Origin of the sequence: Pseudomonas sp. H3(2019), assembly GCF_007713465.1 — a bacterium.
Taxonomy (GTDB): Bacteria; Pseudomonadota; Gammaproteobacteria; order Pseudomonadales; family Pseudomonadaceae; genus Aquipseudomonas.
Genome location: NZ_VMSG01000010.1, coordinates 72,351 through 97,506, shown reverse-complemented (window position 1 = coordinate 97,506; position 25,156 = coordinate 72,351). Strand labels below are relative to the sequence as shown.

General features: G+C 60.9%; 16 protein-coding genes and 2 riboswitches. Of the genes, 7 read left to right on the top strand and 9 right to left on the bottom strand.

All coding sequences use genetic code 11. The features are described 5' to 3' along the window. Positions 1–74 precede the first annotated feature (74 nt). The 5 genes from FPT12_RS12370 to cobW all read right to left on the bottom strand — a co-directional run bounded on the left by FPT12_RS12370 (position 75) and on the right by cobW (position 8,412). Positions 75–1,718 carry a phospholipase D-like domain-containing protein gene (locus FPT12_RS12370; RefSeq protein WP_145016509.1) on the bottom strand — a complete coding sequence of 548 codons (1,644 nt, stop codon included), beginning with the start codon at positions 1,716–1,718 and terminating at the stop codon, positions 75–77. Between the two features lie 58 nt (positions 1,719–1,776). Continuing rightward, on the bottom strand, positions 1,777–2,430 hold the full coding sequence (locus FPT12_RS12365) for a VWA domain-containing protein (protein ID WP_371922548.1): 654 nt from the start codon (positions 2,428–2,430) through the stop codon (positions 1,777–1,779). 2 nt (positions 2,431–2,432) lie between these two features. Next, positions 2,433–3,440, bottom strand: coding sequence for an ATP-binding protein (locus tag FPT12_RS12360; RefSeq protein ID WP_145016507.1), 1,008 nt, complete (start codon positions 3,438–3,440; stop codon positions 2,433–2,435). 127 nt (positions 3,441–3,567) lie between these two features. Further along, positions 3,568–7,341, bottom strand: coding sequence for a cobaltochelatase subunit CobN (gene cobN / locus FPT12_RS12355; RefSeq protein WP_145016506.1), 3,774 nt, complete (start codon positions 7,339–7,341; stop codon positions 3,568–3,570). A 3-nt stretch (positions 7,342–7,344) separates the two neighbouring features. After that, positions 7,345–8,412, bottom strand: coding sequence for a cobalamin biosynthesis protein CobW (gene cobW / locus FPT12_RS12350; RefSeq protein WP_145016505.1), 1,068 nt, complete (start codon positions 8,410–8,412; stop codon positions 7,345–7,347). Between the two features lie 97 nt (positions 8,413–8,509). After that, positions 8,510–8,722, bottom strand: a riboswitch (cobalamin riboswitch). Positions 8,723–8,843: 121 nt separating this feature from the next. Further along, a riboswitch (cobalamin riboswitch) is annotated at positions 8,844–9,070 on the top strand. A 99-nt stretch (positions 9,071–9,169) separates the two neighbouring features. Between cobW and FPT12_RS12345 the strand changes: the two genes are divergently transcribed. From FPT12_RS12345 to cobM, 4 genes are all read left to right on the top strand, one after another. Further along, positions 9,170–9,361 (top strand): CbtB-domain containing protein, encoded by a 192-nt coding sequence (locus tag FPT12_RS12345; RefSeq protein WP_145016504.1) that lies wholly within the window; start codon positions 9,170–9,172, stop codon positions 9,359–9,361. A gap of 11 nt (positions 9,362–9,372) precedes the next feature. After that, a complete protein-coding gene (locus FPT12_RS12340; RefSeq protein ID WP_145016503.1) occupies positions 9,373–10,074 on the top strand; it encodes a CbtA family protein in 702 nt (233 codons plus the stop codon). Further along, positions 10,071–10,484, top strand: a complete 414-nt coding sequence (locus tag FPT12_RS12335; protein WP_145016502.1) for a cobalamin biosynthesis protein — start codon at positions 10,071–10,073, stop codon at positions 10,482–10,484. Before FPT12_RS12340 ends, FPT12_RS12335 begins: the two co-directional genes overlap by 4 nt. 81 nt (positions 10,485–10,565) lie before the next feature. After that, positions 10,566–11,312, top strand: coding sequence for a precorrin-4 C(11)-methyltransferase (cobM, locus tag FPT12_RS12330; protein WP_145016501.1), 747 nt, complete (start codon positions 10,566–10,568; stop codon positions 11,310–11,312). Positions 11,313–11,454: 142 nt separating this feature from the next. Here the strand turns inward: cobM and nfuA are convergent, their stop codons facing one another. Further along, the gene (nfuA, locus tag FPT12_RS12325; protein ID WP_007946504.1) at positions 11,455–12,039 is read right to left on the bottom strand and encodes a Fe-S biogenesis protein NfuA; all 585 of its coding nucleotides are present in this window, start codon (positions 12,037–12,039) and stop codon (positions 11,455–11,457) included. 111 nt (positions 12,040–12,150) lie between these two features. Further along, positions 12,151–14,442, bottom strand: a complete 2,292-nt coding sequence (locus FPT12_RS12320; RefSeq protein ID WP_145016500.1) for a fatty acid cis/trans isomerase — start codon at positions 14,440–14,442, stop codon at positions 12,151–12,153. Positions 14,443–14,597: 155 nt separating this feature from the next. Between FPT12_RS12320 and metH the strand changes: the two genes are divergently transcribed. Further along, complete coding sequence (metH, locus tag FPT12_RS12315; RefSeq protein ID WP_145016499.1) at positions 14,598–18,308, top strand: methionine synthase; 3,711 nt, start codon at positions 14,598–14,600, stop codon at positions 18,306–18,308. Positions 18,309–18,729: 421 nt separating this feature from the next. On the opposite strand, the gene FPT12_RS12310 is transcribed toward metH, so the two are convergent. Then, positions 18,730–19,200 (bottom strand): DUF1289 domain-containing protein, encoded by a 471-nt coding sequence (locus tag FPT12_RS12310; RefSeq protein WP_145016498.1) that lies wholly within the window; start codon positions 19,198–19,200, stop codon positions 18,730–18,732. A gap of 408 nt (positions 19,201–19,608) precedes the next feature. On the opposite strand from FPT12_RS12310, the gene acnB reads away from it, so the two are divergent. Continuing rightward, complete coding sequence (gene acnB, locus FPT12_RS12305; protein ID WP_145016573.1) at positions 19,609–22,209, top strand: bifunctional aconitate hydratase 2/2-methylisocitrate dehydratase; 2,601 nt, start codon at positions 19,609–19,611, stop codon at positions 22,207–22,209. A 72-nt stretch (positions 22,210–22,281) separates the two neighbouring features. Here acnB and FPT12_RS12300 read toward each other — a convergent pair whose 3' ends face one another. Continuing rightward, positions 22,282–23,940: a SulP family inorganic anion transporter gene (locus tag FPT12_RS12300; protein WP_256676715.1), complete on the bottom strand. Its 1,659-nt coding sequence runs from the start codon at positions 23,938–23,940 to the stop codon at positions 22,282–22,284. Between the two features lie 307 nt (positions 23,941–24,247). Between FPT12_RS12300 and FPT12_RS12295 the strand changes: the two genes are divergently transcribed. Further along, complete coding sequence (locus FPT12_RS12295) at positions 24,248–25,132, top strand: alpha/beta fold hydrolase (protein ID WP_145016497.1); 885 nt, start codon at positions 24,248–24,250, stop codon at positions 25,130–25,132. Positions 25,133–25,156: the final 24 nt, after the last annotated feature.

Below are 25,156 nucleotides of genomic sequence, written 5' to 3'. Positions count from 1 at the left end.
GATCAAGTGCCGCACAGCCCCTGTGAAAGCAGACCGGCGGCATGACGTTCAAGGCCACGCGAATCGGGCGTTACTTATCTCCCGGAAAAACGCAACCGCGAGAGCATTCGCAGGTCGCCGTCCAGGTAATAGGCGTTGGTCCAACTGTCATCCACCGCCAGGGGTGGAACCTGCTTGAGGTCCTCTTGTTTGGCGGCATAGCGGAATCGGTAATGCTCGTAGAAGCGCAGCAATTCCAGTCCGTAACGGTCGGCCAGATCGGTGTCGCCGCGAATGATCAGGAAGTTTTCGTCGTTGCCTTCACTGGCATTGATGCTCAGGTTGTGGCTGCCGCTGATGATGATCGGCGCATCGGTGGTGAAGTCGACGACGATGGCTTTGAGGTGCACCAACAGATCGCCCTTCTGGCCTTTCATGCTTTCCTTGAGCCAGCCTTCGATACCGGTGTTGAGCAACGCGGTGGCGGCGAAATCGGCCGTGCGGTCGGCGTGATAACCGGTGATGCGGCTGGCGGTGTTTTGCAGGCCATAGCGCAGCACATCGTCGTGGGGCTGGCCGAGCAAGGCGTTGAGGATTTCGTCCGGCAGCGCGAACGCGGTGACAAACAGAACGTCCTTCTTCGCCGCATTGATGATCTCGACGAATTGCTGCAGATCGGCCTGGCCGGTACGCGGTGAAAAACCGACAAACAGTGGTTGCGACGGGTCCATCGGGTTGTTCTTGGTCAACCAGGTACGCGTAGCGCCGACATCGGTCGGCGCTGCCCAGATCTGCTCGAACACCTGCAAATAACGGACACCCACAGCGGTATTGTCCAGCACATGCACCACGTTGGCCTGGCGGTAGACGCCGTTGTCGGTGAAGTTGGTACTGCCGCACAGCACCGATTGCGGCCGATACTCACCACTATCGATCTTGCTCAGCACGATGAATTTGTCATGGAAGATCGCGTGGGTCACCCGCCCCCGCTTGCTCTCGGCGGGAAGCTTCGCCAGGCTCTCTTCATTCATCGTGGTGTCAGTATCACCGGGCTTGGCGTGATACAGCACCCGAACCTTGGCCCCGCGCCCAAACGCCGCGTTGACCGCATCGATAATGGTCGGTAACTGGTACTCGTAAATCGCAATGTCCAGCGCCCACTGGCCATCCACGGCGCGCTCAATGAAACCGGTGATCTCCTCCAGCAAGCCGTTCTCCAGCCATTGCCGTGGTGCGGCAGGCCAGTCGTCGAGGGACAGGTTCTTGTTGGCGCTCAGCTGTGCATCGAGTTCGGGAAACTCCCGGGAGAAAGCCTGACTGGCTGCTACTGCACGGTTGAAAATGACATGCTGGCCCGTCGGCAAGCCATTGTCGGTGGTGACCGTCACCGCCAATGCCTCGCCCAATTGCGGCGCATCCGGCGTGCCATAAGCCAGGTGAACCCGGTAGTTGATCGTTACCCCGGGTTTGACGGTGTAATCGGCCCAGCGAAATTTCTGCAACGGTGCGCTGTCGCTGGGCGTCGCGTTGTATTGAGCAAAGGTGTGCGCCTTGCCGGGGAAGGTCAGGCTGTTGAACAGAAATTCCCAGGGCCCGCTGCCTTGCTGTTTTTCGATGGCAAAACCAAGCAGGCCTTTGCGTCGGGGTTCGGCCAGGTCCATGGCCAGTAACACACCGTTGGTACCGGCATAGGCTTTGACGCGGAAATCGTCCTGACTGTTAGCGGCTAGAACACGCATGGTTCACTCCTGTGGTGGGCTGAATCCACAGCATAGGTGCTGTGGGTAATTCGGCAGATTAAAGCGTGTCGATATGTCGATAGTCTGCGTTCAATTCGTGCGCCAGGGCCTTCGCCCGCCCCAATCGAATCGGCCCGCGCTCGATGTCCACCAGCAACGCCGGGCAATTGAGCGCGACCAGCTCTGGCGCATCTTTGAGGCGTCCATCGGTCAACAGCAACACCCGTTGTTGCTCTGCCGGAAAACGCTTTTGCCGCAACGCCAGCCAATGCGTCGCCTCATCCAGCGCGGCGAACAGCGGCGTGCCTCCGCCCGCACCGAGTGCGTCGAGCCAGTCGCGCAGGCTGGCGGAGGCTTTCAGGCCTTGCACCTGCCACTTCGGTGCAGCGCCACTGGCGGTCAATAGCGCCAGCCGCGCACGTAGGCAATAGGCGTCGTCGAACAGTTGCGCCAGCAGACCTTTAGCGTCGCTCAGCGCCTGATGACGCCGGGTCGAGGCCGAGGCATCGACAATCACCAGCCACAGCTCATGGGGCGAACGACTGCGCAGGTGAAACAGCAGGTCTTCGCGCTGACGCGGGCGACCGCTGAGCAGCGTGCCGGGCCAATTGACCGAGCCGCTGTGGGCGGCTCGACGCTGACCTTGCCTGCCGTTTTTCAGGCGTCCTGCGCGGGGTTTGGCATTCGCCCCCGCGTCAGATCGAGGGCGAATGCCTAGGGCTTTTTTGGCCAGCTCGGCACTTCACGGCGGGCGCCGGTGGGTAATGCCTGAGCGGGCATTTCACCCCACTGGCCCTGGCCTTCGCCGGGGTTCGGTGGTTGGGCGGCGGACGCGTCTGGCGCAGGGTTCTGGCTCGAAGCAGACAGCGGCGTGTCGCGACGCCGATGGCGCAAGGCAAACTCGGCCACTGCATCGATGTCGTCCTCGCTGATCGCCTCGCCCCCCCGCCACGCCGCATGGGCGCGAGCCGCACGCAGCCAGACCAGGTCAGCGCGCAAGCCGTCGACCCCGGCGGCAAAACAACGCTCGGTGATCTGCGCCAGCGCCTGATCGTCCAGAGGAATGCTCGCCAGTGCCACACGTGCGTGTTGGCAGCGCTCGCGTAATTGCTGCTGCTGAGCTTCCCATTGGGCACAAAAGCCTTGGGGGTCGCTGTCGAAATCCAGCCGGCGACGGATGATCTGGCCGCGTTCAAGCGGCGCAGTGTGACCGCTGAGCGCGACGTTCAGACCGAAACGGTCGAGCAACTGCGGACGCAGTTCGCCCTCTTCCGGGTTCATGGTGCCGATCAGCACAAAGCGCGCCGAATGCCGATGAGAAATGCCGTCGCGCTCGATCAGGTTGGTGCCGCTGGCAGCGACGTCGAGCAACAGATCCACCAGATGATCGGGTAGCAAATTCACTTCATCGACGTACAGCACGCCGCCGTCAGCCTTGGCCAACACACCGGGGGAAAACTGCACACGGCCTTCGCCCAGCGCGGCGTCCAGGTCCAGAGTGCCAACCAACCGCTCTTCAGTCGCGCCCAAGGGCAAAGTGACGAATTGCCCGCTGGCGAGCAAATCCGCCAGGCCACGGGCCAACGTCGACTTGGCCATGCCCCGCGGGCCCTCGATCAGCACGCCGCCGATTTTCGGGTCGATGGCCGTCAGGCACAGCGCCAGTTTCAGGGCATCGGCGCCGACCACGGCGGACAGCGGGAAATGCGGGGTGTCGGTCATCTTTTTTTCTCATTGATCGTTCCCACGCTCTGCGTGGGAATGCAGCCCGTGACGCTCCGCGTCACATTCAAGAGCGGACGCAGAGCGTCCAATGAGGCATTCCCACGTAGAGCGTGGGAACGAGCCCTCAACTGTCTTCTTCTATATCCAACAACAAATTCTCCAACGCCTCCCGATAAGCCCCTGGCTCCTGCCACATCCCGCGTTGCTGAGCTTCGAGCATGCGCTCGGTCATGTCGCGCAAGGCGTGCGGATTATGCTGCTGGACAAACTCGCGGGTCGACGGGTCAAGCAAATAGGCGTCGGCCAGCATGGCGTACTGATGATCGTCGATCAACCGGGTGGTGGCGTCGAAGGCGAACAGGTTATCGACGGTGGCCGCCAGTTCAAAAGCACCTTTGTAGCCGTGCCGCTTGACCCCGTCGATCCACTTCGGGTTCGCCGCCCGGGAACGAATCACCCGGTTCAGCTCTTCCTTGAGGGTGCGGATCTTCGGCAAATCCGGCTGACTGTGGTCGCCATGGTAGCTCGCCGCCGCTTCACCGCTGAGGCTTTCGACGGCGGCGAGCATGCCGCCCTGGAACTGGTAATAGTCGTTGGAATCGAGCAAGTCGTGCTCGCGATTGTCCTGGTTTTGCAGTACCGCCTGGACCTGGCTCAAGCGCTGGGCGAACTGTTTGCGAGCCGCCGTACCCTCATCGGAGCCGCCATAAGCGTAGCCGCCCCAGTTCAGATAAACCTCGGCCAGATCCTCGCGGCTCTGCCACAAACGTCCATCAATGGCGCCCTGTACGCCCGCGCCATAAGCACCGGGCTTGGCGCCGAAAATCCGCCAGCCGGCCTGTCGTGCAGCGGCGTCTTCGTCCAGACCGGACTGGATCAGCGCTTCGCGTTCACCGCGAACCTTGGCCGCCAACGGGTTCATATCGTCTGGCTCGTCCAGCGCGGCAACCGCTTGCACGGCCGCGTCGAACAACCGAATCAGGTTGGCGAAGGCATCGCGGAAGAACCCGGAAACGCGCAACGTCACGTCCACTCGCGGCCGGTCGAGCAGGCTCAGCGGCAGTATTTCAAAGTCGTCGACCCGCTGACTGCCCGTGGCCCAGATCGGACGCACGCCCATCAGTGCCATGGCCTGGGCGATGTCATCGCCGCCGGTACGCATGGTCGCCGTGCCCCAGACCGACAAACCCAACTGGCGCAAATGATCGCCGTGGTCCTGCAGGTGCCGTTCAAGAATCAGGTTCGCCGATTGGAAACCAATGCGCCAGGCGGTGGTGGTCGGCAGGTTGCGCACGTCCACCGAGTAAAAGTTGCGCCCGGTGGGCAGCACATCGAGGCGTCCGCGACTCGGTGCGCCGCTAGGCCCTGCCGGAACAAAACGACCACTGAGCGCATCCAGCAGACCGCGCATTTCTGCAGGACCGCAGGCGTCCAGTCGCGGTGCGACGACGTCACGCAAGCTGCCGATGATCGCGCTGACGTCACCCCAGCCGGGCTGACTCAACAACTCGACATCAGCGCTCAGTGCCTGCTCGATCAACTGCGCGGCGAACAGCTCAAGACGTTCGCGAGTGTCGCCAGTGGTGCGCCACGCCTCAGCGCTGAGCGTCCGCAATTCAGCCGGGGTCGGACCTGACCAAGGATCGGACAACACACAATCCAGTGGATCGAACCCTAGCGTGAAAGCCTTGGCCAACGCCCGGAGCAAACTCGATTGCGCCCCTCGACCGTCGCCGCGAGGGATCCGCAGCAACGCCAGCAACGTGTCGATACGCAGACGTCCGCTTGGCGATTCGCCGAACACGTGCAGCCCGTCGCGAATCTGCGACTCTTTCAAGTCGCACAAATAGGTGTCCAGACGCGGCAACCAGATCGCGGCATCGGCGTCGCTGTCGAGCTTCTCGTCCAACTGCAACTCGCGGTCGATATGAGTTTCACGCACCAGATTGAGGATGTCGCGCTGCAACTCACGCGCTCGGCGTGGGTCGAGCAACTGGGCTTCGTAATACTCGTCGGCCAACAGTTCCAAATTGCGCAACGGACCGTAGGTTTCGGCGCGGGTCAGCGGCGGCATCAGGTGGTCGATGATCACCGCCTGAGTCCGCCGTTTGGCCTGCGCGCCCTCGCCCGGGTCGTTGACGATGAACGGATAGATGTTCGGCAGCGGCCCGAGCAATGCGTCCGGCCAGCAGCTTTCGGACAGGCCAACGCCCTTGCCCGGCAACCATTCGAGGTTGCCGTGCTTGCCGACGTGAATCACCGCGTGGGTGCCGTAGGCCTGACGTAACCAGAAATAGAACGCCAGGTAACCGTGGGGCGGCACCAGATCCGGGTCGTGATAGACCGCACTCGGGTCAACCTGATAACCGCGCGCCGGCTGAATGCCGACAAAGGTCAGACCAAAGCGCAGCCCGGCGACCATCATTCGTCCGCTGCGGAACATCGGGTCGTTCTCGGGCGTGCCCCAACGTTCCAGCACCGCTGCACGGTTGGCTTCGGGCAAGGCGTTGAACATCGAGTAATAGTCGTCCAGTGCCAGGCTTTGCTGGCACGGGCGCAGGTCGATGCTCTCCAGGTCATTGCTGACCCCGCCGAGCAATTGCTGAATCAGCGCGGTACCGCTTTCCGGTAAATCGGCAGGCAATGGATAACCTTCGGCCTGCAGCGCCCGCAGGATATTCAGCGCCGCTGCCGGCGTGTCGAGGCCAACGCCGTTGCCAATCCGCCCGTCGCGGGTCGGGTAGTTGGCGAGGATCAGCGCAATGCGTTTTTCAGCATTGGCCACCCGCGCCAGCTCGACCCAGCGCCGCGCCAGCTCGGCGACAAAATCCATGCGTTCGGGTTGCGGTCGATAGCAGACCACGTCGGACTGACTGCGCTCACTGCGCCAGGACAGGTCCTTGAAGCTGATCGGTCGGCTGATGATCCGCCCATCGAGTTCCGGCAAGGCGATGTGCATCGCCAGATCCCGCGGGCCGAGCCCTTGCTCACTGGCGCGCCAACCCGGCTCGTTGTCCTGGGCGCAAATCGCCTGGATCACCGGAATATTGCGCCGAAAGGGTCGCAGGTGCGGAGCTTCAGGGCTCGATTGAGCAAACCCGGTGGTGTTGAGAATCACCGAGGCCTGCACCTCATCCAGCCAGTCCTCGACCACCGTCAGGCAGCCGGGTTCTTTCAAACTGGCCAGCGCAATCGGCAGCGGATTCAGCCCCGCCGCCTGCAAGCGCTGGCAGAAAACATCGATGAAGGCAGTGTTTGCCGCCTGCAAATGTGAACGGTAAAACAGCACCGCCGCCACCGGTTGATCAGCCTGCCAGTTGGCTTGCCAATCGCACAGCGTCGCGTTGCTTTTGTGCGGATGGTAGATCGCGGTACGCGGCAAGGTCTGCGGTTCGGACCAGTGGAAATCGCGGCCCAGCCAACGACTGGCCAGGCAGCGATACAAATCCAGCGCATTGCCCATGCCGCCCTGACGCAAAAAGTGCCAAAGCCGCTCGCGGTCTTCGACAGGCACGGTGCTGAGGTCGCTGAGCTCCGGGTCAGGACGGTCATCGCCCGGCACCAGAATCAGTTGCACACCGCGTTGCGACAGCTCCACCAGACGTTCGATGCCGTAGCGCCAATAGGCGATCCCGCCGTGCAGCGAGATCAGAATCACCTTGGCGTGGAGCAGCACTTCGTCGACGTACAAGTCGACCGAAGCGTGATTCTGTACCTGCATCGGGTTGGCCAGGCGCAGGCTCGGATAGTCCTCGGGCAACTGCTGCGCCGCTTCGGCGAGCAGCGCCAGGCTGGAGTCGCCGCTGCACAGAATCACCAGCTCGGCGGGGGTTTGGCCAAGGTCGGCAATGTTGTCATCCGAGACGAAACCGCCGGGCTGGGTCCTGAGCAGGTGCATGGGTTAAACGCTGAGCGCGGCGCGCAATTGCGCTTCGAGCAAGGCGGCGTCCAGTTGCTGGCCGATCAGCACCAGACGGGTGCTGCGCGCTTCGTCTGCGCCCCACTGACGGTCGAAATGCTTGTCGAAACGCGTGCCCACGCCCTGGATCAGCAAGCGCATCGGTTTGTTCGGGATCGCGGCGAAACCCTTGACTCGCAGGATGCCGTGCTGGACCACCAATTGAGTCAGGGCATCGAGCAACAGGCTTTCATCGGCTTGCGGCAGTTCGATGGAAATCGAATCGAAGGCGTCGTGATCATGGTCGTCATGATCGTCGCCATCATGGTGATGGTCGTGGTGGCTGTGACGGCTGTCGATGTGTTCTTCAGAGCCGGCACCCAGGCCGATCAACACGTCCAGTGGCAGGCGACCGCTGCTGGCTTCGATGATTTTCACTGCGGGTGGCAATTCTTCAGCGACTTCCAGGCGCACTTTGGCCAGATCCGCAGGGCTGATCAGGTCGGCCTTGTTGAGGATCACCAGGTCGGCACTGGCCAGTTGATCGGCGAACAACTCGTGCAGCGGCGATTCGTGGTCCAGGTTCGGGTCGAGTTTGCGCTGGGCATCGACCTGGTCCGGGAACGCGGCGAAGGTGCCGGCGGCCACAGCGGGGCTGTCGACTACGGTGATCACCGCATCCACGGTGCAAGCGCTACGGATTTCCGGCCACTGGAAAGCTTGCACCAGCGGTTTTGGCAGGGCCAGACCGGAGGTTTCGATGAGGATGTGGTCGAGGTCACCGCGACGGGCGACCAGTTCGCGCATCACCGGGAAGAACTCTTCCTGAACCGTGCAGCACAGGCAGCCGTTGGCCAGCTCATACACGCGGCCGTTGGCTTCTTCTTCGGTGCAGCCGATGGAGCACTGCTTGAGGATTTCGCCGTCGATGCCCAGTTCGCCGAACTCGTTGACGATCACCGCGATGCGCCGGCCCTGGGCGTTATCGAGCATATGTCGCAGCAAGGTGGTTTTGCCCGAACCGAGGAAACCGGTGACGATGGTGACAGGAAGTTTGGCCAGTGTTTTCATCGGATGCCCTTTGGCAAGGTGGCGGGCATACGGGACGACAACCGGCGGCGCTTGAGCGCGCGGAAGAATTCGCCACCGGATCACCCCGCCCGGTTGTAGTGAGAATCTGTATCGAGGCAGGTCTCCTGGCTGACGGTGGGCCAGTCTTTCGACTGGCGGTTCCTGCACCTTCCCGCGCCTGAAAACAAAAGAGCGCAGTGGCATGGCAGAAACGAAACCGTTCACAGTTGCGGGGGCAGCCGCGGCATCGACCGCGTTCCCTTCTTAGCTTCGGCGCACGCACCAAAGAACCTCGAAAGCGCAAGGCTACGCATCGCATCGGGGCGGGTCAATGTTCACCTGAGTGTGTAGCGGCTGTGCCCGCGATGGGAGCACCGCAGCTTCCAACTGAGAACGCTTGCCAATTGACGACCCGCCCTCGCCCATGCTCTCCTACACGCCTTGTTACGGGTGCCCTTCACAGGGTGAAACGGGAAACCGGTGAATCATGTGCTTTACTCAAAAGCCATGTCAGTCCGGTGCTGCCCCCGCAACGGTAAGCGAGCGAAGAATCAGATCCACTGTGCCAGCAGTTCGGCATGGGAAGGCGATTCTTGCAGGTTCGGCGAATGCCAGCCCCTCGTGAGCCCGGAGACCGGCCCGCAACACATCAATAACAAACCCGCGGTGGGCGGGCGCTGTTTTAGCCTCTGCGTGCCCGGCTCGCGGGGGTTTGCATGCGCTCGACTCACCCACTGACTGACCAGAGGGAAGCGCCATGTCGATCATCAGCAGCACTCGCCACGTCACCGCCAGCAGCACCGCCACCCTGAGCCAACGCCTTGTTGCCGCTATCGGCGCATCGTTCCTGGGCGCATGCCTTGTGTATTTCGCCGGTTTCTCGCACATCGACGCGGTGCACAACGCGGCCCACGATACCCGTCACAGCTCCGCCTTCCCGTGCCATTGAGGCCTGCCGAGATGATCAAGCGTATTGCGCAAACCGCAGGTTTCACCGGTTTACTGGCCGCCCTGCTGCTGACCCTGCTGCAAAGCTTCTGGGTCGCACCGCTGATTCTGCAGGCGGAGACCTACGAAAAAGCCCCGACGACTGAAGTCCATGAACATGCCGAAGGCACCATGGCTGGCCACACCCACGATGCAGAGGCTTGGGAACCGGAAGATGGCTGGCAGCGCGTGCTGTCGACCACTGGCGGCAATCTGGTGGTTGCCGTCGGTTTTGCGCTGATGCTCGCCGGGCTCTACACCCTGCGCGCCCCGACTCGCACCTCCCAAGGTCTGCTCTGGGGACTGGCCGGTTACGCGACCTTCGTCCTCGCACCGACCCTGGGCTTGCCGCCGGAATTGCCGGGGACTGCCGCCGCAGACCTGACTCAACGGCAGATCTGGTGGATCAGCACGGCAGCCTCCACTGCTGTCGGTATCGCGCTGATCGTGTTCGCCCGGCATTGGCTGCTGAAAGTGCTCGGTGTCGCCATTCTGGCCGTGCCGCACATCATCGGCGCGCCACAACCTGAAGTGCATTCGATGCTGGCCCCCGAAGCCCTCGAAGCGCAATTCAAGATCGCCTCGCAGCTGACCAACGCCGCGTTCTGGCTGGCCATGGGCCTGATCAGCGCCTGGTTGTTCCGCCGCAAAAGCGATGGCCAATACCACGCATGAGTGAAACGCGCGTAGCGCCGACCCTGGTGGTCGGTCTGGGCTGCCAGCGCGGCTGTCCGGCCAGCACGCTGCGCGCGTTGCTCGATCAGGCATTACAGGCTCATCACATCGAATTGCAGGCGATCAAGGCCCTGGCCAGCATCGACCTGAAACGTGATGAACCTGGCCTGATCGAGTTGGCCGCACAACTGGCGCTGCCATTACTGTGCTTCAGCAGCGAACAATTGGCCGGCTATCAACCGCAACTCAGCCATCGCTCGCAAATCGCTTTCGAGCGCACCGGCTGCTACGGCATAGCGGAAAGTGCCGCACTGGCCCTCGCCGAACAACTGGCGCAGGCACCGGCAAAATTGCTGATCCCGCGACAAAAATATGCCCAAGCAACGTTTGCATTGGCCGGCGCCGCCTAAAATCCTCGATAATCCCCGCCTTCGATCATGAGCAATCTTCATCTGAAGCCTTGCTTTGACAATTTTTCACAGGAGCCGGCCATGACCGTCTACTTCATTGGCGCAGGTCCCGGCGACCCGGAACTGATCACGGTCAAGGGTCAGCGGCTGATTCGCAGCTGCCCGGTGATCATTTACGCCGGCTCGCTGGTGCCTGAAGCCGTACTGCAAGGCCATCAGGCTGAACAGGTGGTCAACAGCGCCGAATTGCACCTGGAACAGATCATCGAACTGATCAGAATCGCCCACGATAAAGGCCAGGATGTGGCGCGCGTGCATTCCGGCGATCCGAGCCTGTATGGGGCGATCGGCGAGCAGATTCGTTACCTGCGCGAACTGAATATCCCGTTTGAAATCATCCCCGGCGTCACCGCCACGGCCGCTTGCGCAGCGCTGTTGGGTACCGAGCTGACGCTGCCGGACATCTCGCAAAGCGTCATCCTGACCCGCTACGCCGACAAGACCGCGATGCCGCCGGGCGAAGAATTCAGCAGCCTGGCCCGGCATGGCGCGACTATGGCGATTCATCTGGGGGTCAATCACCTGGAGAAAATCGTCGCGCAGCTGCTGCCGCATTACGGCGCGGACTGCCCGATTGCGGTGGTTCATCGGGCCAGCTGGCCGGATCAGGATTGGGTGCTGGGAACGCTGACAGACATCGCCGAAAAGGTTCAGGCCAAGGGATTTCGGCGTACGGCGCTGATTCTGGTGGGCCGGGTGTTGGGCAGTGACACCTTTAGCGAATCGTCGCTGTACCGCGCCGGGCATGCTCACCTGTATCGCCCATAGGCCCTCATCGCGAGCAGGCTCGCTCCCACATTTGACCGCGCATCCCCTGTGGGAGCGAGCCTGCTCGCGATGGCGTCAGTGAATTTCATCCATAAAAAAACGGCGCTCACGGGCGCCGTTTTTTCATGTCGCAGCGAACACCTTAGTAGTAGGCGTTTTCTTTCTGCGTGTGGTCGGTCACGTCACGTACACCTTTGAGCTCGGGAATACGCTCAAGCAGCGTGCGCTCGATGCCTTCCTTCAGGGTCACGTCAGCCTGGCCGCAGCCCTGGCAGCCGCCACCGAACTTCAGCACGGCGATGCCGTCTTCAACCACATCGATCAGGCTGACCTGACCGCCGTGGCTGGCCAGCCCCGGGTTGATTTCGGTTTGCAGGTAGTAGTTGATGCGCTCGTTGACCGGGCTGTCGGCATTGACCATCGGTACTTTGGCGTTTGGCGCCTTGATGGTCAGCTGGCCGCCCATGCGGTCAGTGGCGTAGTCGACCACCGCATCGTCCAGGAACGCTTCGCTGAACGAGTCGATGTAGGCGGTGAAGCTTTTGAGCCCCAGCGCCGTGTCTTCAGGTTTTTCTTCGCCCGGCTTGCAATAGGCAATGCAGGTTTCGGCGTATTGAGTGCCAGGCTGGGTGATAAAGACCCGAATGCCAATCCCCGGGGTGTTCTGCTTGGAGAGCAGATCAGCCAGATAATCGTGGGCGGCGTCGGTAATAGTAATGGCGGTCATGGAAGTTCCTCGCAGGCTTGCGCGCAGTTTACGCCAATCATCGCGCCGGACAAAGTCCCAGTATTTATGTCGGGAAAGAACCGGCCGCCGCAAGGGCGACCGGCGAGTCGATCAGAGGTTTTCGTAGCGATTCATGTCCAGTACGCCCTCTTCCACCGGATCGGTTTCGTGGATATAGCGACTCAAATCGTGGAAATACTGCCAGAACTGCGGATGACTACGGCGGATACCCCAGCGCTCGACGATTTTCTCGAAGCTCTGGGCATCCTTGGCATTCTCCATCTCAGTGACAAACGCCGGCACTTGGTCAGCGGGAATATTGAACATGAAGTTCGGGTAGCTGCTGAGCACACCGGGATAAATGGTCAATGTGTCCAGCCCCGGCTGATAGCGCAGCGCCTCGCCAAGCAGGAACGCCACGTTGCTGTGGGCACGGTTGCGCAGCAGACTGTACACCTCGCGCTTGCCACTGCGACTTTCGATGCGCAGCATCGTCGCTTCCGGCAACTGATCGATCACCTTGAGCCCGGCCGCCGGGCGTGCGGTCAGTCGACTCAACGCCTGCTCGGCATTCTGCAAGGCCGGATCGATGTTGGGCCGTGAGCAATAAGCCCCGTCGCAGCGGTTGATTGGATCAGGCCTGGCGTTCAGGTCGCCGTAACGCATCAGCAATTGCTGGGCGAAGTCGCGTTTCGGGTCTTTCTCGTCGAGTTTCAGCGCAGTCGGCTTGTCGTTGTCGATGCTTTCATAATCCAGCCACATCTTGAATTTGCCGCTGCTCTGATACCAGTCGTCCAGATACCCGTCGCGTGAATCGGCCGGCATCAGGCGCAGGAAGTTCTGCTCGGCGCCGTTACGGATCAAGTCGAAATACAGCCGGGTCTGCGCCTGATGGGAAACGTTGCCGAACACATCGAAGTTGACCGCCAACTGATAATAGGTGCGCTCCAGCAACGGGTAGTCGAATAGCCACATGGTCTGCGGCACTTCACCGATCAGGCCCTTGCTCACCGAAGCACTGTCAAAATGTCGAAAGATGCTCAGCAAGGCGTTGTCATTACCGGCCCACAAGGTCGACCAACTCGGCGCGTGTGCTTTGGCGTAGGTGTCACGGCGCAAGGCTTCGTACTCGTTACGCTTGTCGCGGTAGGCATGCCACAGGCTCAACACGCTGCCGACATCGTCATTCTGGCCGGGCATGGCCAGCAATGGCGTGGCCCTGCCGCGATAACTCGGATCGGTGATGTACAGATCGTGCTCCGGCGCCTGGAAGAACGCCCAGAAGTTGTCGCGGATCACATCGGTGGCGACCTGCCCGCGACAAACCGGGCCACGGATAAAGGTGCGCACGAAGTATTCCGCGTTATCGAGCATGAACTGATACCGCGCCTGGGCCGGAATCGCCTGGAAGGTCTCGAACGGATTGGCCCGACGTTCCGGGCCATAACCGGGCAAGGCGAGGACCTGCCAGTTGCCGTTGTAGAACAGGGTTTTGATCCGGGCCATTTTCGCCGGGCTCAGCGGATAGGTGATGTGCGTCTTGTGCACGATCACCCCTTGCACCGGCCACAAGCGGTAATACACCTGGGTGCCCGGATCATCGTTCGGGCGACGGCTGTTGATCAGATCGATCGGCTGGCCCGTCGGTGTGCGTGAACGCACCCACTGGAAGAAGTGCCCCGGCTCGCCATCCTTGAAGTAGATATGCGCCAGAAACCAGTGCTCGAACAACCAGCGCGCCACCAGACTTTCCCGGGCGCCTGGAGCGTTGAGCAGGTTCTCCCACTGCACCACCTGCAAGGCTTCCCTGGCGCTGGGGACCAGGCCCTGCTGGTCGATCGGCGCACCGGAAGCCAGCCAGCGTTGCAGCGTCTGGTATTGCTGATCGGTCAGCCCGGTCACCGCCAGCGGCATGCCTTCTTTCGGATGGGCCCCGGCATAGGCGTCGAACTCGCCCGGCATCGGACACATATTCTCGCGCTCGAGCCCCAGCACAATCTCTTCCGGCAACTTGGCGTTAGGTTGCAGCGGCGTCCGGTGGCCGAGTTCCAGCATGCGCGCCATCAGCGCAGCCTGACTGCCCTGGGCATCGAGTACCGAGTAGAAGTCCTTGCGTTGCCAGGCGGCTTTGCCAAAGGCGTCATAAAACAGCCGTGTCGGCTCCGACGCCTTGCTGCGCTCGCCGGCGTAGACCGGAATCTTGTTCGCGCCACGCGCCGCACCTTCGCCACTGCCCAGATTGAGCTGACAGGCGGCGTCATAGCAGGCATGGCAGGCCACGCATTTTTCAGTGAAGATCGGCTGAATGTCGCGGGTATAGGAAATCACCGGCGCCGTGCCTTGTGCTGTGGCGGCACTGCTTATAAGCAGCACAAAGAGGCTGATGAAAACGCGATACGACATATCCCTGGTCCCGATCATGAAAAAACGTCGCGATTCTACCGTCCTGGCCCGCCCATCAACATGAGCGATATTCATGCAAAAGCAGCTCATGCTCTAAAAGCGCACAGGTTTGCTATGATTCCGCCCCTTCGTAATGGCCTTACCAGGTAGTCCCAATGTCCGATCGCAGTGCTCGCCTACACGTCCTCAAGCAAGCCCTCAAAGAGCGCATCCTGATTCTCGATGGCGGTATGGGCACAATGATCCAGAGCTTCAAGCTCGAGGAGCAGGACTACCGTGGCAAACGCTTTGCCGACTGGCCAAGCGACGTCAAGGGTAACAACGACTTGCTGATACTGAGCCGCCCGGACGTGATCGGGGCGATCGAGAAGCAATACCTGGATGCCGGTGCCGACATTCTGGAAACCAACACCTTCAACGCCACCCAGGTATCCCAGGCCGACTACGGCATGCAGGGCCTGGCGTACGAGTTAAACGTAGAAGGCGCACGCCTTGCGCGCAAGGTGGCAGACGCCAAGACCCTCGAAACCCCGGACAAACCACGCTTTGTCGCCGGTGTCCTGGGCCCGACCAGCCGCACCTGCTCGCTGTCGCCGGACGTGAACAACCCCGGCTACCGCAACGTGACCTTCGATGAACTGGTGGAGAACTACACCGAGGCCACCAAGGGCCTGATCGAAGGCGGCGCTGACCTGATCCTGATCGAAACCATTTTCGACACCCTGAACGCCAAAGCCGCGATCTTCGCCGTGCAGGGCGTGTTCGAGGAAGTCGGCTTCGAACTGCCGATCATGATTTCCGGGACCATCACCGATGCCTCCGGCCGCACGCTGTCCGGCCAGACCACCGAAGCCTTCTGGAACTCCATTGCCCACGCCAAGCCGATTTCCGTCGGCCTGAACTGCGCCCTTGGCGCCCGCGAGCTGCGTCCGTACCTGGAAGAACTGTCGAACAAGGCCAGCACCTACGTGTCGGCGCACCCGAACGCCGGCCTGCCGAATGAATTCGGTGAATACGATGAGCTGCCGGTGGAAACCGCCAAGGTCATCGAAGAGTTCGCCCAAAGCGGTTTCCTGAACATCGTCGGCGGCTGCTGCGGCACCACGCCGGGGCACATCGAGGCCATCGCCAAAGCGGTCGCCGGCTATGCGCCGCGGCAGATTCCGGACATTCCCAAGGCGTGCCGCCTGTCGGGCCTGGAACCGTTCACCATCGATCGCAGCTCGCTGTTCGTCAACGTCGGCGAACGAACCAACATCACCGGCTCCGCCAAATTCGCCCGCTTGATCCGTGAAGACAACTACACCGAAGCGCTGGAAGTCGCCCTGCAACAGGTCGAAGCCGGTGCGCAGGTGATCGACATCAACATGGACGAAGGGATGCTCGATTCGAAGAAGGCCATGGTGACCTTCCTCAATCTGATCGCTGGCGAGCCGGACATCTCCCGCGTGCCGATCATGATCGATTCGTCGAAATGGGAAGTGATCGAAGCCGGCCTCAAGTGCATCCAGGGCAAGGGCATCGTCAACTCCATCAGCATGAAGGAAGGCGTCGAGCAGTTCATTCAGCACGCCAAACTGTGCAAGCGCTACGGCGCGGCCGTGGTGGTGATGGCCTTCGACGAAGCCGGCCAGGCCGACACCGAAGCGCGCAAAAAGGAGATCTGCAAACGCTCCTACGACATTCTGGTCAATGAAGTCGACTTCCCGCCGGAAGACATCATCTTCGACCCGAACATCTTCGCCGTCGCCACCGGTATCGAAGAACACAACAACTATGCCGTCGACTTCATCAACGCCTGCGCCTATATCCGTGACGAACTGCCCTACGCGCTGACCTCGGGCGGCGTGTCCAACGTGTCGTTCTCGTTCCGTGGCAACAACCCGGTGCGTGAAGCGATCCACTCGGTGTTCCTGCTGTATGCAATCCGCAACGGCCTGACCATGGGTATCGTCAACGCCGGCCAATTGGAGATCTACGACCAGATCCCGGCCGAACTGCGCGATGCCGTCGAGGACGTGATCCTCAACCGCACCCCGGAAGGCACTGACGCCCTGTTGGCGATTGCCGACAAGTACAAGGGCGATGGCAGCGTCAAGGAAGCCGAGACCGAAGAATGGCGCAACTGGGACGTCAACAAGCGTCTTGAGCACGCACTGGTCAAAGGCATCACCACACACATTGTGGAAGACACCGAAGAGTCCCGGCTGTCCTTCGCCCGGCCAATCGAGGTCATCGAAGGCCCGCTGATGTCCGGCATGAACATCGTTGGCGACCTGTTTGGCGCCGGCAAGATGTTCCTGCCGCAGGTGGTGAAATCCGCCCGCGTGATGAAGCAGGCAGTGGCGCACCTGATCCCGTTCATCGAACTGGAAAAAGGCGACAAGCCGGAAGCCAAGGGCAAGATCCTGATGGCCACGGTCAAGGGCGACGTGCACGACATCGGCAAGAACATTGTCGGCGTGGTGCTTGGCTGTAACGGCTACGACATCGTCGACCTCGGCGTGATGGTCCCGGCCGAAAAAATCCTGCAAGTGGCCAAAGAGCAGAAGTGCGACATCATCGGTCTGTCCGGTTTGATCACGCCTTCGCTGGACGAGATGGTCCACGTGGCCCGCGAGATGCAGCGCCAGGATTTCCATCTGCCGCTGATGATCGGTGGCGCGACCACCTCCAAGGCCCACACGGCGGTGAAGATCGAGCCCAAGTACAGCAACGACGCGGTGGTCTACGTCACCGACGCCTCACGCGCGGTCGGCGTGGCGACGCAGTTGCTGTCCAAGGAACTGAAGGCCGGCTTCGTCGAGAGAACCCGCGAGGAATACATCGAAGTCCGCGAGCGCACCGCCAACCGCAGCGCCCGCACCGAGCGCTTGAGCTACCCGGCGGCGATCGCCAAGAAGCCGCAGTTCGACTGGAGTTCTTACGAACCGGTCACGCCGACTTTCACCGGCGCCAAGGTGCTGGACAACATCGACTTGAAGGTGCTGGCCGAGTACATCGACTGGACGCCGTTCTTCATCTCCTGGGACCTGGCCGGTAAATTCCCGCGCATCCTCCAGGACGAAGTGGTCGGCGAAGCCGCCACCGCGCTGTACGCCGACGCGCAGGAAATGCTCGCCAAACTGATCGACGAGAAGCTCATCAGCGCGCGTGCGGTGTTTGGCTTCTGGCCGGCCAATCAGGTGCACGACGATGACCTGGAAGTCTACGGCGATGACGGCAAGCCGCTGGCCCGCTTGCATCACCTGCGCCAGCAGATCATCAAGACCGACGGCAAGCCGAACTTCTCCCTGGCCGACTTCGTCGCGCCGAAAGACAGCGGCATTACCGACTATGTCGGCGGCTTTATTACCACCGCCGGGATCGGCGCCGAAGAAGTCGCCAAGGCCTACCAGGACGCTGGCGACGACTACAACTCGATCATGGTCAAGGCACTGGCCGACCGTCTGGCCGAGGCCTGTGCCGAATGGCTGCACCAGCAGGTCCGTAAAAACTACTGGGGTTATGCCAAGGACGAGACCCTCGACAACGAGGCGCTGATCAAGGAGCAATACACCGGCATCCGCCCTGCCCCCGGCTATCCGGCCTGCCCGGACCACACCGAGAAAGGTACGCTGTTCGCGCTGCTGGATCCCGAGGCCAGCGAAATGCATGCCGGTCGCAGCGGGGTGTTCCTCACCGAGCACTACGCGATGTTCCCGGCCGCCGCGGTCAGCGGCTGGTACTTCGCCCACCCGCAGGCGCAGTACTTTGCCGTGGGCAAAATCGACAAGGATCAAGTGCAGAGCTACACCGCTCGCAAGGGCCAGGAGCTGAGTGTGAGTGAGCGTTGGTTGGCGCCGAATCTCGGTTACGACAACTAAAGATCGAAAGATCGCAGCCCGGGGCAGCTCCAAAGATCACCAGTGGCACACCCCCACCACTCAACAGGCCGAGCGTTAGCTCGCCTGCCGCTGTTGATCTTGATCCACCCGCCCCTTCGGCAGGCCGAGCGCAGGTGTTCATCAGGGGGTGGGCGCGCAGCGCCGTACGGCGCAGCCGGACACATCGAGAGGAGGTCGTCGCGAAGCAGACCGTAGGCGATGCCCCCTGATGAATACCGGAGCAAGGGGACGCCGAGCCTAGGCGAGGTGCCGGACGCTTGGGGCGAGCGTTTTTTTGCTTACTTTTTTTAGGCGCTTGTAAAAAAAGTGAGTCGCCGTCAGGCGAAACCCTAAGTGGCCGTTACCGCAGAAATGGATATGTACACCTGCTAGAGATCGGTCGGCTGTCAGGCCGCCAGGATCAGCCGCCAAACGCATCCCTGAGGAAACCCGGCGCGATATAGCGCTGGTAATGCGCTTCCGACAGCAGGAAGAATTCCCGATCAATGGCATCGCGCAACTCCGGCAGGTTCCAGTCGCGGAACTCCGGCAGCAACACCATCCCATAGGCTTCGAGATTGTTGATGACCCGCGCCCCCCGGGCGATCAACTGGTACGCCCAGCAATATTCCGACTGATGCGGCACAAAACGGATCTTTCGCTGCTCCAGCTGCTCACGCAGGCGCCAGGGATCGAAAATCTCGAGCTTCCCGGCCATCACTTGCACCAACAGCTGCTCAAGACGCAGCCAGACGGCGCGCTTTTCTTCCTCGTTGTAACCGTTCCAGTGAATCACTTCATGGTGGAAACGCTTGCAGCCGCGGCACACCAGATCACCGTAAACAGTGGAACAGAGGCCGACACAGGGAGTCTTGATGGTTTGATTGGGCATAGGTAGGCAGGACGCGAGAAAGCAAAACAGGTCGGCATGTTAGCCCTTTGTCTAACATTCATCACCCCTCAAAGTTCAGAGGCTAACTTACCTTTAAATTTTTTTTGCCGTAGAATCAGCCAGCCTTTTAAGGCGCCAATGTCCGTTAGAAGCTGTTTTCAAAGCGTCACGAGCACAGTCGTTCCTTCAGAGCGGTGTTGGCGAAGGGTTTTTCCAGCGGGGAAAAGCCCAACGCCAACCCTCATCAGCTCCCCGTTCTGCAGGCGTAAAACTTTGAAAGCAGCTTCTGTAAGGAATTGTCGGTAATTCTGGCTAAGCGGCCCACAACGCCACGCAGCGCATGAGTACGGCAATTTCGGGATGAGCGTCCCGGACACCCATTTGGGACCACTGATGAGGGTAATAACTGTGCTTGAAGCCTACCGCAAACATATCGAAGAGCGTGCAGCACTGGGTATCGTTCCCCAGCCGCTTAACGCCGAACAAACTGCAGGCCTGGTTGAGCTGCTGAAGAATCCTCCTGCTGGCGAAGAAGCTTTCCTCGTTGACCTGATCACCAATCGAGTTCCGCCTGGCGTGGACGAAGCAGCCTATGTAAAGGCCGGCTTCCTGTCTGCGTTGGCCAAAGGCGAAGCCACTTCTCCCCTGATCGACAAAAAACGCGCTGTTGAACTGCTGGGCACCATGCAAGGCGGCTACAACATCGTGACCCTGGTTGACCTGCTCGACTCCGCCGAACTGGCCGCCGTCGCTGCAGCGCAACTCAAGCACACCCTGCTGATGTTCGATGCTTTCCACGACGTCGCGGAAAAAGCCAAGAACGGCAACGTTCACGCTCAAGGCGTACTGCAATCCTGGGCTGACGGCGAGTGGTTCAAGAACCGCCCGGTGCTGGCCGACAAGATCAGCCTGCGCGTGTTCAAGGTCACCGGCGAAACCAACACCGACGACCTGTCCCCTGCTCCTGATGCCTGGTCGCGTCCAGACATCCCGCTGCACGCCCTGGCCATGCTGAAAATGGCCCGTGACGGTATCGTGCCGGACGAGCAAGGCGTTACCGGTCCGATGAAACAGATCGAAACCATGCGCGGCGAAGGTTTCCCGATCGCCTACGTCGGCGACGTCGTGGGTACCGGCTCTTCGCGTAAATCGGCAACCAACTCGGTGCTGTGGTTCTTCGGCGACGACGTTCCTTATGTGCCGAACAAGCGCGCTGGCGGTTTCTGCTTCGGCAGCAAAATCGCTCCGATCTTCTACAACACCATGGAAGATGCCGGCGCACTGCCAATCGAATTCGACGTGACCAACATGAACATGGGCGACGTGATCGACCTGTACCCTCATGCCGGTAAAGTCACCAAGCACAACAGCGACGAAATCCTGACCACCTTCGAAATGAAGACCCCGGTCCTGCTCGACGAAGTCCGTGCCGGCGGTCGTATCCCGCTGATCATCGGCCGTGGCCTGACCGAGAAGGCGCGTGCCGAACTGGGTCTGCCACCGTCCGACCTGTTCAAGAAGCCGGAAGCTCCGGCTGAAAGCACCAAGGGTTTCACCCTGGCGCAGAAAATGGTCGGCAAGGCGTGCGGCGTAGCTGGCGTTCGTCCAGGTACCTACTGCGAACCGAAAATGACCACCGTCGGTTCCCAGGACACCACTGGCCCGATGACCCGTGACGAACTGAAAGACCTGGCGTGCCTGGGCTTTTCGACCGATCTGGTGATGCAGTCCTTCTGCCACACCGCGGCCTATCCAAAGCCGATCGACGTCACCACCCACCACACCCTGCCAGACTTCATCATGACCCGCGGCGGCGTTTCCCTGCGTCCGGGCGACGGTATCATCCACAGCTGGCTGAACCGCATGCTGCTGCCGGACACCGTCGGCACCGGTGGTGACTCGCACACCCGTTTCCCGATGGGCATCTCGTTCCCGGCCGGTTCCGGTCTGGTCGCATTCGCCGCAGCCACTGGTGTAATGCCACTGGACATGCCGGAATCGATCCTGGTGCGCTTCAAAGGCAAAATGCAACCGGGCGTCACCCTGCGTGACCTGGTTCACGCCATTCCTTACTACGCGATCCAGGCTGGCCTGCTGACCGTAGAGAAGAAAGGCAAGAAGAACGCCTTCTCCGGCCGCATCCTGGAAATCGAAGGCCTGGACAACCTGAGCATCGAACAAGCCTTCGAGCTGTCCGACGCCTCGGCTGAACGTTCGGCTGCCGGTTGCACCATCAAGCTGTCGAAAGAGTCGATCACCGAGTACCTGAGCTCCAACATCACCCTGCTGCGCTGGATGATCGGCGAAGGCTACGGCGATGCGCGCACCCTGGAACGTCGTGCTCAAGCGATGGAAGCCTGGATCGCCAACCCTGAGCTGATGGTTGCCGATGCTGACGCCGAATACGCTGAAACCATCGAAATCGACCTGGCCGACATCAAGGAGCCTGTGCTCTGCGCGCCAAACGATCCGGACGACGCCCGTCTGCTGTCCAGCGTTGCTGGCGAGAAGATCGATGAAGTGTTCATCGGTTCGTGCATGACCAACATCGGTCACTTCCGCGCTGCCGGTAAACTGCTGGATCAGGTCAAGGGTCAGCTGCCAACCCGTCTGTGGCTGTCGCCGCCGACCAAGATGGACGCTCACCAACTGACCGAAGAAGGCTACTACGGCATCTACGGCAAGGCTGGCGCGCGCATGGAAATGCCGGGCTGCTCGCTGTGCATGGGTAACCAGGCTCGCGTTGAACCGAACTCCACCGTCGTGTCGACCTCGACCCGTAACTTCCCGAACCGTCTTGGCGATGGCGCCAACGTCTACCTGGCTTCGGCCGAGCTGGCGTCGGTGGCTTCGATCCTGGGTCGCCTGCCGACCGTCGAGGAGTACATGGCCTACGCGAAAGAAATCGACACCATGGCCAGCGATGTCTATCGCTACCTGAGTTTCGACCAGATCGCCGAGTTCCGTGAAGCTGCAGCGAACGCCAACATCCCGGTCGTTCAAGCCTAACGTTACAACGCCATGAAAAACGCCGCGCATCGTAAGGTGCGCGGCGTTTTTTTATGCCGGAAGGTTTTGCCCTTACGCGCTGAGCGCCTCCTGCACCGCGCCGTCGACGCTCAAATCGCAGAGAGTAACCTGCGCACGCTCAGCCTCCGGTAGCGCCGAGAGGGCCGCTTGCGCCTCCAGTTTGAGACGCGCCAGCACCAGGCACTTGCCTTCGTTGCGTACCCGCAAGAAAAACTCCTGCAACGCCTCGATGCTGGTGCCGTCCAGGTCCGGCGATTCTTCCAGGCTGAGAATCACCGTGTGAATCGGCGTTTCAGAGTGCCGAATCAAGTGCAATGCGCCGCCGAGAATTCGCTCCGCGTTAGCAAAAAACAGCGCTTCGCCCGGTCGGACAATCAGCATCCCCGGCACAGCCTTGGCCAATGGATGACGTTGCATGTCGACAAAATCGTGCCCGGTGCCGATGTGCCCGAGAACCTGGATATCCGCCGCTGACATTTGCTTGAGCATCAGCAGCACACTGATCGCTACCGCCACCAGCAAACCGTCCAGCACCCCCAACACCAACACGGCCGCCACGGCGCAGATCACCAACAGGCGATCACGTCGCCAGACGAAATAGCGCCCCAACGGTTGCAGGCTCAAGCCACGGCCCAGCGCATGCATGACGATCGCGGCCAGTATCGGTTCAGGGGTCAAGGCGATATAAGGCAGCACTGTCAGGACGATGATCAGCACCACCAGCGCTGCCACGCCACCGGCCAAACGCGACGTCGCACCGGCGGCCTCATTCGCGGAAGTCGCGGAATAGCCCGCCCCTGCCGGCATCCCGTGAAACAACCCGGACACCAGGTTCGACGCCCCCAACGCCAGCAAATCCCGGTTCGAGGTCACCCGATCACCGTGTTTGAGTGCGAAGGAACTGATCGAACCGTAGGACTCCGCATACAGGATCATCACCATGGCAAAGCCCAATTCTCCCAGGCGTAACCAGTCGGCAAAAGGCAGCACCGGCAGCTTCGGAATCTCCAGGCCAAGGTCGATAACCCCGATCATCCTGACCCCGTAGGCTGGCAGGTTCAACCATTGCCCCGCCACGATGCCGATCACCACCACCAGCAAGCCACCCGGCAAGCGCCGGAGCCGCCCGAACAACCACAACAAGGCCAGCGCCACTGCAGCCACACCGGCGGCGGCCCAGTTCCACTGAGGCAGTTGCTCCAGCAACTGCGGTAAAAAGTGAATCGGATTGCCGTTGCTCAGGTGCACGCCGACCACGCTGGCGAACTGTTTAAGGATGATCGTCAGCGCCAGCCCAAAGGCAAAGCCGCGCAATACCGGCTTGGCAATGAACGACGTCACACTGCCAAGCCTGAACAGCCCGGCCAGCAAAAAGAACGCGCCAGTCACCAGTACCAGCCCGATGGCCAGGCTTGCACGAAGTTGCGGGTCGCCATTGGCCAGTGTCGCCGTGGCGGCCGCCAGCACGGCGGCTGACGAAGAGGTTGCGGAAACGATGGCAAATCGGCTGGTGCCAAACAGTCCATAACAGAGCAAGCCGGCGAACAGCGCAATTACCCCCGCCTGAGGCGCCAGGGCGGCAATACTTGAGTAAGCGACAGCCTCTGGCAACAACAGACCGGCAATCGACAGCCCGGCCAACAGGTCCTGCCAACGATTCGGACTCTCAGGTGTGGTTCTGGATGAAGTAATCGGTGGCTCAGTCGGCAATCGGTGTCTCCAGACAAGCAATTACAAGCCGGTCAAATCACCGACGACGGCACAAGGCAGACAGCCCATCACGTTGTTTTTCAAGCACAAGCGTAGTCGTTAATCAGCCGTTGGTCACCGCCTAGAACGCCTCGGCCGGAGGTTGCGCAACTGTATTTCCAGCAGCGCCCGGCAACACGCCCTACCAGATCAGGTAGTTGTCCGGATTCTGAGTGCTTGTTAAAAACCTTCCAACCGTTCAACTCCGAACAGGATTGTGCTGGCTGACGATTGCGCGCTTTTCGAAGTTAATGCTGGAGATGTTGTGATGTCGAGTGACCATTGGGTGATCAATAACGTATTCAAGCACTATCGGATCTACATCGAACGAGTGGGCAACGACCCGCGCCGCAACACCGTGATGCTGGTCAATGGCGCGCTGGCGACCACCGCGGCGTTCGCCCGAACCAGAAAATGCCTGGCGGAGCATTTCAATGTCGTGCTGTTCGATCTGCCGTTTGCCGGTCAGTCGCGCCCGCACAATCCGGATCAAGAGCTGGTCAGCAAAGAGGACGAAGTCGGAATTCTGCTGGCGCTGATCGAACGCTTTGAGGTCAATCACCTGGTGTCGACCTCCTGGGGTGGCCTTTCGACCTTGCTGACCCTCGCGCATAACCCGCCGAGCATCATCAGTTCGGCGGTCACCGCGTTCGCTCCCGTCCTCAACCACGCCATGCTCGACTATGTGAAGCAGGCCCAGGAGCTGATTGAACGGGACGACGCGTCAGCCATAGGTCATCTGCTCAACGATACCGTCGGCAAACACTTGCCGCAGCGCTTGAAAGTCGCCAATCACCAATATGTGGCTTCGCTGGCCAGTGCCGAATTCCGGCAAGCGCGCTTCCATATCAATCAGCTGCTGAACCTCAATGGAAGCGGCTATCTGCAGCGCTTCAGCGACATTGCCAGCCCCGTGCACTTCGTCAACGGCAGCCGGGATGAATACACCACCGCCGAAGATGCACTGCTATTTCAACGCTACATTGCTACTTGCAGCTTTTCGGTCATCGAAGACACCGGGCACTTCCTGGACCTGGAGTCGAATTGCTCGGCGGCACGAGTGCATAGCGCACTGTTAGGCCGTTTGCTCGCTCGCCCGGCTGAACCGGTGCAAACGCAACGGTCCAATGTCATCCGGTTCCGCTGCGCCTGAAAACGCCAGAAAGCCGGGCCAGAG

Bases quoted from the DNA above. Each gene is read 5' to 3' on its own strand.
- FPT12_RS12370 (WP_145016509.1), bottom strand. From the start codon at position 1,718: ATGCGTGTTCTAGCCGCTAACAGTCAGGACGATTTCCGCGTCAAAGCC.
- FPT12_RS12360 (WP_145016507.1), bottom strand. From the start codon at position 3,440: ATGACCGACACCCCGCATTTCCCGCTGTCCGCCGTGGTCGGCGCCGAT.
- cobN (WP_145016506.1), bottom strand. From the start codon at position 7,341: ATGCACCTGCTCAGGACCCAGCCCGGCGGTTTCGTCTCGGATGACAAC.
- cobW (WP_145016505.1), bottom strand. From the start codon at position 8,412: ATGAAAACACTGGCCAAACTTCCTGTCACCATCGTCACCGGTTTCCTC.
- FPT12_RS12345 (WP_145016504.1), top strand. From the start codon at position 9,170: ATGTCGATCATCAGCAGCACTCGCCACGTCACCGCCAGCAGCACCGCC.
- FPT12_RS12340 (WP_145016503.1), top strand. From the start codon at position 9,373: ATGATCAAGCGTATTGCGCAAACCGCAGGTTTCACCGGTTTACTGGCC.
- FPT12_RS12335 (WP_145016502.1), top strand. From the start codon at position 10,071: ATGAGTGAAACGCGCGTAGCGCCGACCCTGGTGGTCGGTCTGGGCTGC.
- cobM (WP_145016501.1), top strand. From the start codon at position 10,566: ATGACCGTCTACTTCATTGGCGCAGGTCCCGGCGACCCGGAACTGATC.
- nfuA (WP_007946504.1), bottom strand. From the start codon at position 12,039: ATGACCGCCATTACTATTACCGACGCCGCCCACGATTATCTGGCTGAT.
- FPT12_RS12320 (WP_145016500.1), bottom strand. From the start codon at position 14,442: ATGTCGTATCGCGTTTTCATCAGCCTCTTTGTGCTGCTTATAAGCAGT.
- metH (WP_145016499.1), top strand. From the start codon at position 14,598: ATGTCCGATCGCAGTGCTCGCCTACACGTCCTCAAGCAAGCCCTCAAA.
- FPT12_RS12310 (WP_145016498.1), bottom strand. From the start codon at position 19,200: ATGCCCAATCAAACCATCAAGACTCCCTGTGTCGGCCTCTGTTCCACT.
- FPT12_RS12295 (WP_145016497.1), top strand. From the start codon at position 24,248: ATGTCGAGTGACCATTGGGTGATCAATAACGTATTCAAGCACTATCGG.